General features: G+C 65.2%; 9 protein-coding genes. 8 read left to right on the top strand and 1 reads right to left on the bottom strand.

Annotated features, from left to right (window positions below):
• Positions 1 to 89: 89 nt before the first annotated feature.
• The gene (locus XI08_RS37435; RefSeq protein ID WP_271578261.1) at positions 90 to 2,321 is read left to right on the top strand and encodes a CHASE2 domain-containing protein; all 2,232 of its coding nucleotides are present in this window, start codon (positions 90 to 92) and stop codon (positions 2,319 to 2,321) included.
• 371 nt (positions 2,322 to 2,692) lie between these two features.
• Here XI08_RS37435 and XI08_RS37430 read toward each other — a convergent pair whose 3' ends face one another.
• Complete coding sequence (locus XI08_RS37430) at positions 2,693 to 4,288, bottom strand: ABC transporter substrate-binding protein (protein WP_271578260.1); 1,596 nt, start codon at positions 4,286 to 4,288, stop codon at positions 2,693 to 2,695.
• Between the two features lie 200 nt (positions 4,289 to 4,488).
• Here XI08_RS37430 and XI08_RS37425 point away from each other — a divergent pair, with 200 nt between their 5' ends.
• The 7 genes from XI08_RS37425 (at position 4,489) to XI08_RS37395 (ending at position 11,850) form a co-directional block, all read left to right on the top strand.
• On the top strand, positions 4,489 to 6,147 hold the full coding sequence (locus XI08_RS37425; protein WP_271578259.1) for an ABC transporter substrate-binding protein: 1,659 nt from the start codon (positions 4,489 to 4,491) through the stop codon (positions 6,145 to 6,147).
• Positions 6,148 to 6,342: 195 nt separating this feature from the next.
• A complete protein-coding gene (locus tag XI08_RS37420; protein WP_271578258.1) occupies positions 6,343 to 7,296 on the top strand; it encodes an ABC transporter permease in 954 nt (317 codons plus the stop codon).
• Between the two features lie 3 nt (positions 7,297 to 7,299).
• On the top strand, positions 7,300 to 8,202 hold the full coding sequence (locus tag XI08_RS37415; RefSeq protein ID WP_271578257.1) for an ABC transporter permease: 903 nt from the start codon (positions 7,300 to 7,302) through the stop codon (positions 8,200 to 8,202).
• A gap of 3 nt (positions 8,203 to 8,205) precedes the next feature.
• Positions 8,206 to 9,267: an ABC transporter ATP-binding protein gene (locus XI08_RS37410; RefSeq protein ID WP_271578256.1), complete on the top strand. Its 1,062-nt coding sequence runs from the start codon at positions 8,206 to 8,208 to the stop codon at positions 9,265 to 9,267.
• Positions 9,264 to 9,461 (top strand): hypothetical protein, encoded by a 198-nt coding sequence (locus XI08_RS37405; protein WP_271578255.1) that lies wholly within the window; start codon positions 9,264 to 9,266, stop codon positions 9,459 to 9,461. The genes XI08_RS37410 and XI08_RS37405 overlap by 4 nt, the downstream gene beginning before the upstream one ends.
• Positions 9,458 to 10,873, top strand: coding sequence for an amidase (locus XI08_RS37400; RefSeq protein WP_271578254.1), 1,416 nt, complete (start codon positions 9,458 to 9,460; stop codon positions 10,871 to 10,873). The genes XI08_RS37405 and XI08_RS37400 overlap by 4 nt, the downstream gene beginning before the upstream one ends.
• Positions 10,870 to 11,850, top strand: a complete 981-nt coding sequence (locus XI08_RS37395; RefSeq protein ID WP_271578253.1) for an ABC transporter ATP-binding protein — start codon at positions 10,870 to 10,872, stop codon at positions 11,848 to 11,850. The genes XI08_RS37400 and XI08_RS37395 overlap by 4 nt, the downstream gene beginning before the upstream one ends.
• The last annotated feature ends 32 nt before the right edge of the window (positions 11,851 to 11,882 follow it).

The following is an 11,882-nucleotide window of genomic DNA, read 5'->3' as shown; positions in this document are numbered from 1 at the left end:
CTCCTCCACCGCCAGGGAATAGCCAAGCGCCCGCGGACGTTCCATGATCGGTGCGCACGGCGTGATGCAGGTCAGGAAGCCCGACCCGAATGAAGCGTCTCAAAATCCTCCGGCGGTGGTTTGCGCGGAAGTTCGGCTTTGCGCGGCTGATGTGTCTGGCGCTGCTGGTCGTCTTCGCCGGTGCTCGGCTCTGGGACCCGCCGCCGATCCAGGAATTGCGGCTGCGCACCTTCGACATGTTCCAGCTGATCGATCCGCGCCACAAGACGTCGCGACCGGTCACCATCGTCGACATCGACGACAAGAGCCTCGCCAAGCTCGGCCAGTGGCCGTGGCCGCGCACGCGGATCGCGGACCTGATCCAGAACCTCACCAATAACGGCGCGGTGACGATCGGCTTCGACATGGTGTTCTCCGAAGCCGACCGGCTCAACCCCGATCTGGTCGCGAGCCAGATGCGCTATCTGGACGATGCCACCCGTGCAAAGTTGCGCGAGCTGCCGACCAACGACCAGGTCCTCTCCGAAGCTATCAAGCGCTCGCGGGTGGTGCTGGGCGAGACCGGGCAGCGCGCGATCTCGTCCGAGATCGACAAGTCGCTGCCCTTCACCGGCATCGCGACGGTCGGCGAAGAGGGCGCCGAACGCTTCCTGTTTGAGTTTCCGGGCCTGCTGCGCAACGTGCCCGTCATCGAGAAGGTCGCCGCCGGCCGCGGCCTGTTCTCGATCAAGACCGAGCGCGACGGCCTGATCCGCCGCGTGCCGTTGATCATGCGTGCGCAGGGCATGGTCATGCCCTCGCTCAGCCTCGAGATTTTGCGAGTGGTGACGAACACGCCGACGCTGCTGGTCCGGACTGACAAATCCGGTGTGCGGGCGGTTCGCCTCAAGGGTGTCGAGATTCCGACCGACAAGAACGGCCAGCTCTGGGTGCATTATGCGCGCCAGGATTCCTCGATCTACGTCTCAGCCGCCGACGTGCTCGACAACACCGTGCCGCCCAGCAAGATTGCCGGCAAGCTGGTGCTGGTCGGCACCTCCGCGGTCGGATTGAACGACATCAAGACCACGCCGGTATCCTCGACCATGCCGGGTGTCGAGATCCATGCCCAGGTGCTGGAGAGCGTGCTCGGCGGCGCGGTGATCTCCCAGCCGAACTACGCGCTCGGCGTCGAGCTGCTCGCCGCGCTCGTCATCGGCCTCCTCGTCATTACCTTCACGCCGAATCTCGGCCCCGTGCGCCTGGTGCTCGCGGGTGCGATGTTCGCTGCCATCCTCGTCGGTGTGTCCTGGTTCTTCTACGCGCAGTACCGCTACCTCATCGACTTCACCTATCCGCTGCTGTCGACCACCGCGATCTATCTGACGCTGATCTTCGCCAGCTTCGTGCACGAGCAGCGCCAGCGCGTGCAGATCCGCGGCATGTTCGCGCAGTACATGTCGCCGGTTCTGGTCGAGCAGCTGGCGCAGTCGCCGGAAAAGCTCGTGCTCGGCGGCGAGGAGCGCGAGATGACGATCATGTTCTCCGACGTGCGCGGCTTCACCACGATCTCGGAGAGCTACAAGCAAGATCCGCAAGGCCTGATCACGCTGATGAACCGCTTCCTGACGCCGCTGACCGACGTGATCATCGATCAGAAAGGCTACATCGACAAGTACATGGGCGACGCCATCATGGCGTTCTGGAACGCGCCGCTCGACGATGCCGAGCACGAGGTCAACGCCTGCGAAGCGGCGATCCAGATGCTCGAGCGGATCGACGCGGTCAACAAGGACCGCGAGCAGGAGGCCGCTGACGGCGGCCACGTCTATATCCCGCTCAATGTCGGCATCGGCCTCAACACCGGCATCGGCGTGGTCGGCAACATGGGCTCCGACCTGAAGAAGAACTATTCGGTGCTCGGCGACAGCGTGAACCTGGCCTCGCGGCTCGAGGGACAGTCGAAGGAGTACGGCTTTCCCATCATCGTCGGCTCCAGGACCGCGCTCGCCGCCAAGGACAAGTTCGCGATCCTCGAGCTCGACTTCATCATGGTCAAGGGCAAGACCGAGCCGGAGGTGATCTACGCCATCGCCGGCCGCGAGGACGTGATGCATTCGGGCCCCTTCCAGCGCCTGCGCAACGTCACCATCGAGATGCTCGGCTGCTACCGCAACCGCGACTGGCAGGGGGCGCTGGACGCCATCGAGCGAGGCCGTCGCAGCGAGGACGCCGACACGCTGGAGAAGCTGTTCAAACTGTACGAGGCGCGGATCAAGGAATTCCAGGTCAATCCTCCGGCGGAAGGCTGGAACGGGGCATATGCGCTGCTGACGAAGTAGCGGGGGCGGGCGTGTGGTTTGAAAGCCGCCACACACTCGCTGTCGTCAGGCTTTCGCCGGGACGACGGCGGAGGGTTTTGCGCGAATGCGCCGCCTCACCAAAAGTGTCGTCCCGGCGCAGGCCGGGACTCCGAGGCGGAAGTTGTAGCGCGAGATCGGAGTTGGCTTTCGCCAGGACGACGGCGGAGGGTTTTGCGCGAGTGCGGCGCCTCACCAAAGGTGTCGTCCCGGCGCAGGCCGGGAGCCATACTCCGAGGCGGAAGTGATTGCGCGAGATCGGAGTTGGCAATCTTCGCCAAATTCAATCCTGCGGTAATGGGTCCCGGCCTGCGCCGGGACGACAATGTTAGCTGGAGCAGCCTACGTAGCCCTCACTCCACCCCAATTGTCGTCAGGTCCTGGAACCAGTGCTGCGCCTGGACGAACTGCTTCACCTTCGGCGACAGCGCATGCGGGTTGGTGTCGTGGACCACCCACACCAGCGTGGCGTCGTCGACGATCAGCGCGTGTGCCTGGGCCAAGAGTTCGTCCTGCTTGGCGCTGTCGAAGGTCTGCTTGGCCTCGTCGATCAAGGCGTCGACCTTCGGGTTCTTGTAGCCGCCCCAGTTGACGCCGACCGGCGCGATCTGGCCGGAATGGAAGAAGCGGACGATGGCGTAGAGCGGGTCTGACGTGACATAGGCGATGTTGTTGGCGGTGATGCCGGCGTTCATCTCGTCGGCCGCGCCCTTGCGCCAATGCGTGTAGAGCGTCTCGAGCTCGACCACCTTGAAGTCGATGTCGATGCCGATTTCCTTGAAACTCTGCTGCAGGAACTCGTTCATCGGCAGCGACAGCATCTGGCCGGTGCCGCCCTGCGCGATGATGAAGGTGGTCTTGAGCGGCTTGGCCTTGGAGTAGCCGGCTTCCTCGACCAGCTTCTTCGCCGCCGCAGGATCGTATTTCAGCTCGAAGCTCGGCTTACCGAACCACGGGCTCGACGGATCGACCTGGCCCTTGGCGGGTTTGGCCAGGCCGTTCATTAGGCCGACCACCGCCTCGCGATCGATCGCAAGGTTCAGCGCCTTGCGCAGGCGGATGTCGGTCCAGGGCGAGCCCGGCAGCACGCTCAGATGATAATTCCAGACATGCGGCGTGACGTTGTCGACGAGCTTCATGCCAGCCGCCTTGAGCTGCGGCACGGCGTCCGGCGCCGGCGTCTCGATCAGGTCAACTTGTCCGGCGAGCAGCGCGTTGGTGCGCGTCAGCGCTTCCGGCATCGGTACCAGCACGAGCTTGTCGACCTTGGGAATCCGCTTCTTGTTCCAGTAGTCCGGGTTCTTGGTGAGCTCCGCAAGCTCGCGCGGCACCAGCTTGGTCAGCTTGAATGGGCCGGTGCCGGAGGGCTGGCTGGCGAACTTGTCCCAATCCTTGCCGAGCTTCTCGTATTGCGTTGGGCTCGAGACCAGGAACCACAGCATCTGATAGGGAAAGAACGAGTCGACCGTCTTGGTCGTGATCTCCACCGTGGAGTCGTCGATCTTGGCGTAGCTCGCGACGGACGGCAGCCGGGTCTTCACCTGCGCGCTCTGCCGCTTGTCGAATTGCGGCGCCTTGTCGTTGAGCACCTTGTCGAGATTCCAGATCACGGCATCGGCGTTGAACTCGCTGCCGTCGTGAAACTTCACCCCCTTGCGCAAGGTGAAGCGCCATTTGGTCTTGTCGGCATCATCCACCTTCCATTCGGTGGCGAGCCCGGGCACCAGCTTGCCGGGGCGGTCGGCGACGTCCATCTCCCACGCGACCAGCGGATCGTAGATCGTGTAGGCCGTGAACTGATAGGCGCCGGCGCCGCGATCGGGCTGGCCGGTCGTCAGCGGAATGTCCGCCATCGAGATGCCGTAGCGCACCACCGTTTCGGCGCGTGCGGAGATTGCGGAAGCCGCCAGCGCAAGCACGGCGAGGCAGGTCGATAGTCGGATACGCATGGCCCAAAGCTCCCAGGAGATTTCAAGGCCAAACTTGCAATCTTGATGCCAGAATAGGCAGGACGGTGCCTTTGCCGACACGTGATCACAAAGACTTGTCGTCGCAGGGGCAATTTGCAGAAAAAGTTTCCCCATTGGCATAGCCATTGCATACGTTTGCATCAAAATTAGTCATTGAAAGCCAGAAGAGGACTGAGACGATGCTGATCAAGAAAAACAAGACCCGCGCGGCGCTGATCGCGGCGCTGGCGCTGACGAGTGCGGCCGCTTGGCCGCGCGCGGCCAGTGCCGACACCGTGCTGCGCATCGGCATGACCGCTGCCGATATTCCGCGCACATTGGGCCAGCCCGATCAGGGTTTTGAAGGCAATCGCTTCACCGGCCTCACTATGTACGACGCGCTGACCGGTTGGGACCTGTCCTCGGCCGACAAGGCGAGCGTGGTAATCCCGGGCCTTGCGACCGAGTGGAAGGTCGACGATGCCGACAAGACCAAGTGGACCTTCAAGCTTCGTCCCGGCGTCACCTTCCATGACGGCTCGCCGTTCAATGCGGATGCCGTGGTGTGGAACGTCGAGAAGGTGCTGAAGCAGGACGCGCCGCAGTTCGACGCCAGCCAGGTCGGCGTCACCGCGTCGCGCATGCCGACGCTGGCCTCCGCCAAGAAGATCGACGACATGACGGTCGAGCTCACCACCAAGGAGCCCGACAGCTTCCTGCCGATCAACCTCACCAACCTCTTCATGGCGAGCCCGGCGAAGTGGCAGCATTTCTATGACAAGGCGGAAGGCGCCGACGCCAAGGCAAAGTCGCAGGCCGCCTGGACCGCGTTCGCCAAGGACGCCGCGGGCACCGGCCCGTGGAAGATGGCGAGCTTCACCCCGCGCGAGCGGCTCGAGCTGGTGAAGAACGCGAGCTACTGGAACAAGGATCGCGTGCCCAAGGTCGACAAGATGGTGCTTTTGCCGATGCCCGAGGCGAATGCACGCACCGCGGCGCTGCTCTCGGGGCAGGTCGATTGGGTCGAGGCGCCGGCGCCGGACGCGTTGCCCGAGCTGAAGCAGCGCGGCTTCAAGCTCTACGCCAACGAGCAGCCGCACGTCTGGCCCTGGCAGTTCTCGCGCGTCGAGGGCTCGCCCTGGAACGACATCCGTGTGCGCAAGGCGGCAAACCTCTGCGTCGACCGTGAAGGCCTCAAGGACGGCCTGCTCGCAGGGCTCATGGTGCCGGCGAGCGGCACGTTCGAGCCCGGCCATCCCTGGCGCGGCAGTCCGACCTTCCAGATCAAGTATGACAAGCCGGCTGCGCAAAAGCTGATGCAGGAGGCCGGCTTCGGCCCGAACAAGAAGCTCGAGGTGAAGATCCAGACCTCGGCGTCGGGCTCGGGCCAGATGCAGCCGCTGCCGATGAACGAGTATCTCCAGCAGGCGCTTGCCGAATGCTATTTCGACGTGAAGCTCGACGTCATCGAGTGGAACACGCTGTTCACCAACTGGCGCCGCGGCGTGAAGGATCCGAGCGCGAACGGCTCGAACGCGACCAACGTCACCTATGCGGCGATGGATCCGTTCTTTGCGCTGGTGCGCTTCCTGCAATCGGGCATGGCGCCGCCGGTCTCGAACAATTGGGGTTTCATCAACAATCCAAAGTTCGACGAGCTGGTGAAGAAGGCGCGCCAGACCTTCGACCCGGCCGCGCGTGATGCCGCGCTCGCCGAGCTGCACGCAGCCTCCGTCGACGACGCGGCCTTCCTCTACGTCGCCCACGACGTCGGCCCGCGCGCCATGAGCCCGAAGGTGACCGGCGTCGTGCAGCCGAAGAGCTGGTTCATCGACTTCTCGCTGGTGTCGATGCAGTAGTTCGCGCCACACGCACGCTGCACCCTCTCCCCTTGTGGGAGAGGGTGGCTTCGCGAAGCGAAGCCGGGTGAGGGGTCTCTCTCCGCGAGTGACCCCCTCTCTCATTCGATAATGCTGTAACCGCGGATAGATACCCCTCATCCGGCGCTTCGCGCCACCTTCTCCCACAAGGGGAGAAGGAAGAAAGAACCAAACGTGCTCGCCTATATCGCCAGACGCATCGTCTATGTCATCCCGATCGTCATCAGCGTGGCGCTGGTGTGCTTTCTGCTCGTGCACATCACGCCGGGCGATCCGCTCGTTGCCGTGCTGCCGGCCGATGCCTCGCAGGAGCTCGCGGCGCAGCTGCGCGCCGCCTACGGCTTCGACCGGCCGCTGCCGGTGCAGTTCGGCCTGTGGCTGCTCCGTGCCCTTCATGGCGATCTCGGCAATTCCATCGCGACGGGGCGTCCGGTGCTCGCCGAGGTCATGCGCGCGGTCAGCAACACCGTCACGCTCGCAATCGCGGCCGCCATCATCGGCTTTACGATGGGCATCCTGCTCGGTCTGATCGCCGGCTATTTCCGCGAGAGCTGGATCGACAAGGTCGCGACCTCCTTCGCCATCGCCGGCGTCTCGGTGCCGCATTACTGGCTCGGCATGGTGCTGGTCATCATCTTCTCGGTGCAGCTGAACTGGCTGCCCGCGGTCGGCGCCGGGCCGAACGGCTCCAACTCCTGGGCCTGGGACTGGGCGCATCTGAAATACCTGGTGCTGCCGGCGATCACGACCTCGGTGATCCCGATGGGCATCGTCACCCGCACCGTGCGCGCGCTCACCGGCGACATCCTCAGCCAGGACTTTGTCGAGGCGTTGCGCGCAAAAGGCCTGCACGAGACCGGCGTGTTTCGCCACGTTATCAAGAATGCCGCGCCCACCGCGCTCGCGGTGATGGGGCTTCAGCTCGGCTACATGCTCGGCGGCTCGATCCTGATCGAGACCGTGTTCTCCTGGCCGGGCTCGGGCTTCCTGCTCAATTCGGCGATCTTCCAGCGCGACCTGCCGCTGCTCCAGGGCACGATCCTGATCCTGGCGCTGTTCTTCGTCTTCCTCAATCTGCTGGTCGACATCGCGCAAGCCGCGATCGACCCGCGCATCAAGCGGGGCTAGCCAATGAGCGAGCTTCCGTTGTCAGCGACCGCCGATGCTGCGCTCCAGGCCGCGCCCGCGACCAAGGCGCGCGGCTATTGGGCGACCGTCGGCCGCCGCATCATGCGCGACAAGGTCAGCATGGCCTGCGCGCTGGTGCTGCTGCTGATCTTCCTGTCAGCGATCCTCGCGCCGTGGCTGGGTCTGGAAGACCCTTACAAGGGCTCGATGATCCGGCGCCTGCGCCACATCGGCACAACAGGCTACCCGCTCGGCACCGACGAGCTCGGCCGCGACATGCTGGCGCGGCTGATCTATGGCGGGCGGCTGTCGCTGGTCATCGGCATCCTGCCCGTGATCCTCGCCTTCTGCATCGGCACATCGCTTGGCCTCGTCGCCGGCTATGTCGGCGGCAAGCTCAACACCGCGATCATGCGCACCGTGGACGTGTTCTACGCCTTTCCGTCGGTGCTGCTCGCCATCGCCATCTCCGGCGCGCTCGGCGCCGGCATCCTCAACTCCATCGTGGCGCTGACCATCGTGTTCGTGCCGCAGATCACCCGCGTCGCCGAGAGCGTCTCCACCGGCGTGCGCAACATGGATTTCGTCGAGGCCGCACGCGCCTCGGGTGCCGGAGCCTTCACCATCATGCGCGTGCATATCCTCGGCAACGTGCTGGGTGCGATCTTCGTCTATGCCACCAGCCTGATCTCGGTCTCGATGATCCTGGCCGCCGGTCTCTCCTTCCTCGGCCTCGGCACCAAGCCGCCGGAACCGGAATGGGGCCTGATGCTGAACACCTTGCGCACCGCGATCTACGTCAATCCCTGGGTCGCCGCGCTTCCCGGCGCGATGATCTTCGCGGTCTCGATCTGCTTCAACCTGCTCTCGGACGGCCTGCGCAGCGCCATGGACATCAGGAATTAGGCCATGAGCGAGAGCAACAAATCCGTTGAAATGCTGGAGCCGGTCGAGGACCGCGGCGGCGTCGCGCAGCCGCTGCTCCAGGTCAACGGCCTGACCAAGCACTTCCCCGTCCGTGGCGGATTGTTCGCCGCGAAACGCACCGTGCGTGCGGTGGACAACGTCTCCTTCTCCGTCGCCAAGGGCGAGACCGTCGGCATCGTCGGCGAGTCCGGCTGCGGCAAGTCGACCACCGCGCGCCTCCTGATGCATCTGATGCCGCGCGATGACGGCGACATCGTCTATGACGGCATGACCGTCGGCCAGGCGCTGTCGCTGCGCGAGCTGCGCCGCGGCATGCAGATGGTGTTCCAGGATTCCTATGCCTCGCTCAATCCGCGCCTGACGATCGAGGAATCCATCGCCTTCGGCCCGAAGGTCCACGGCATGGCCGATGGCACGGCGAGGGCGCTGGCGCGCGAGCTGCTCGGCAAGGTCGGCCTGCGCCCGGAAAACTTCGCCAACCGCTACCCGCACGAGATTTCCGGCGGCCAGCGCCAGCGCGTCAACATCGCGCGGGCGCTGGCGCTGTCGCCGCGGCTGGTGATTTTGGACGAAGCCGTCTCCGCGCTCGACAAATCCGTCGAGGCGCAGGTGCTCAACCTCCTTGCTGATCTCAAGCGCGAGTTCGGCCTGACCTATCTCTTCATCAGCCACGATCTCAACGTCGTGCGTTACATCAGCGATCGCGTGCTGGTGATGTATCTCGGCGAGGTCGTCGAGCTCGGCCCGGTCGACCAGGTCTGGGATAGCCCTGCGCATCCCTATACGCGCGCGCTTCTTGCGGCGATGCCGTCCTCAGATCCTGACAGGCGTACGGAAAAACCGCCGATCACCGGCGACCCGCCCAATCCGATCGATCCGCCCTCGGGCTGCCGCTTCCACACGCGCTGCGCGTTTGCGGAGCCGCTCTGCGCAAATGCCGCACCAAAGCTCACGGCGGTCGATACAATGGGCCACGAGGCCGCGTGCTACATGGCCATTCCGGGTTCAGGCCATAGCCGCGCGTCCGCAGGGGAAATCGCATGACGAGACCGACACCAAAAGAGATCAGGCCCATGGCGCAGATCGCCGGCGTTGCCGTGGATGACGAGATCGCAACGCGCATCTCCAACTCCATCGGACCCGCCTTCGAAGGCTTCGCCGCCATCGCCGGCACGCTGCCGTTCGACCTCGAGCCGGCTTCTTATGTGCTGGCGCAGACGCAGAAGGTGTCGAAATGAGCACCGAACCTGCATTGATGACGCTCACCGAGGTCGCGCGTGCGATCGCGATGAAGCAGGTGTCCTCCCATGAGGTGACGCGCGCGCTGCTGCACCGCATCGCGCAGTGGCAACCCCATCTCAACGCCTTCATGTCGATCGAATCGGAGGCGGCGCTGAAAGCGGCCGAGGCGGCCGATGCCGAGCTGGCCAAGGGTGAAGTGCGCGGGCCGCTGCATGGCGTGCCGCTCGCGCACAAGGACATGTATTACGACGCCGGCAAGGTCTCGACCTGCGGCTCGCTGATCCGCCGCGATTTCGTCGCGACGACGACCTCCACCGCCCTGCAGCGGCTGAAGGATGCCGGCCAGGTCCGCCTCGGCACGCTGCACCTCGCCGAATTCGCCTATGGACCGACCGGCCACAATGCCCATTACGGTCCGGTGCGCAATCCCTGGAATGTCGCGCATATCACCGGCGGCTCGTCCTCGGGCTCCGGCTCGGCGGTTGCCGCGCGCCTGACCTATGCGGCGCTGGGCTCCGACACCGGCGGCTCGATCCGCATGCCCGCGCATTTCTGCGGCGTCACGGGGTTGAAGACCACCTGGAGCCGCGTCAGCCGCGCCGGCGCGATGCCGCTGTCGCAATCGCTCGACACGGTCGGCCCGCTCGCCCGCACCGCCGAGGACTGTGCGCTGCTGCTGGCGCTGATGGCCGGTCCCGATCCCGAGGATTCGACCGCGAGCCACGAGCCGCTGTCGGACTACGTCGCCGCGACCAAAGGCTCGCTGAAGGGCCTCAAGATCGGCGTCCCCGCGTCCTTCTACGTCGACGATCTCGACAGCGAGGTCGCGCGAGTGCTGGATGAGACCATCGCGGTGCTCAAGCGCGAGGGCGCCGACATCGTCAAGGTCGAGCTGCCCGATCAGCGGCAGTTGCAAGCGGCAAGCCAGCTCGTGCTCGCGGCGGAAGCCGCCGCCTTCCACAAGCGCTGGATGATCGAGCGCCCGCAGGATTATGGCCCTCAGGTGCTGATGCGGCTGCAGAACGGGCTTGCCGTGCCCGCCATCACCTATCTCGAGGCGATGCGCTGGCGTGGCCCGGCGCTCGCCGCGCACAATGCCGCAACCGCCGGCGTCGATGCGGTGATCGCGCCCGCGTCGCCCGTGCCGGCGCCGACGATCGAGGAGAGCGACGTCGGCGGCGGGCCGAACGCGCCGGCGTTGTTGCAGCGGCTGACGCAGTTCACCCGTCCGGTGAATTTCCTCGGCCTGCCGTCGTTGACCGTGCCGTCCGGCTTCACGGCGAGCGGCCTGCCTGTTGGCATGCAGCTGATCGGCCGCTCCTTCGATGAAGCGACCCTGCTCACCATCGGCGCGGCATTCCAGCGCGTTACCGACTATCACGATCGATTGCCGAAACTGCCGTCATGACAAAGCTCGTCGAGATCTCAGGCCTCAACATCCGCTTCACCGGCGAGCGCACGGTCTATGCCGTGAACGATCTCAGCCTCTCGCTGGGAGACGGCGAGGTGCTGGGCCTGCTCGGCGAGTCCGGCTCGGGCAAGAGCGTGACCTTGCGCGCGCTGATGCGGCTGTTGCCGAAGAAGCGCACGCAGATCTCCGGCCGCGTCAATGTTCTGGGGCGCGACGTTCTCGCCATGAACGACGAGGAGCTCTCATCGTTCCGCGGCCAGACCGTGTCGATGATCTTTCAGGAGCCCGCGCTCGCGCTCGATCCGGTCTACACCATCGGCGCGCAGATCGCCGAAAGCGTCGTGCGTCACGAAGGCAAGTCTCAGGCGGAAGGCAGGGCACGCGCGCTCGAAATGCTCGAGGTCGTGCGCATTCCCTCGGCCAGGCGCCGGCTGGACGCCTATCCGCACGAGATGTCCGGCGGCATGCGCCAGCGCGCGATGATCGCGCTGGCCCTCGCCTGTCGTCCCAAGATATTGCTCGCGGACGAGCCGACCACCGCGCTCGATGCCACCGTGCAGATCCAGATCCTGCTGCTGCTGCGCGAGCTGCAGCGCGAGTTCGGCATGTCTGTCATTTTCGTCACCCACGACATCGGCGTCGCCATCGAGATCTGCGACCGCGTCGCGGTGATGTATGCCGGCCAGATCGTGGAGCAGGGGACGCTCCGCGACATCGTCCGCTCCCCGGTGCACCCCTACGCCAAGGGCCTGCTCGCCTCCACCATCCACGGCGCCAAGCGGGGCGCGCGGCTGGAGACGATCCCCGGCACCCCACCCTCGCTGGCCGAAAAGCCCCACAATTGCTCCTTCGCCCCCCGTTGCGCCGCCGCCCAGCCGCGCTGCCTGGAGCAGCTGCCTGCGAATGTGGAGGTGGGACCGGGCCGGGCGGCAAGGTGTGTGCTGGCGGAGCCGCTCACCGTCGATCTGAAGTAGGGTTGCTTTCGACTTTTTTGCCTGCGCGTGGG

Source organism: Bradyrhizobium sp. CCBAU 11361 (assembly GCF_028128935.1).
GTDB classification, from domain to species: Bacteria; Pseudomonadota; Alphaproteobacteria; order Rhizobiales; family Xanthobacteraceae; genus Bradyrhizobium; species Bradyrhizobium niftali.
The sequence above is the reverse complement of the archived record's forward strand: the minus strand, read 5'-3'. Positions and strand labels throughout refer to the sequence as shown.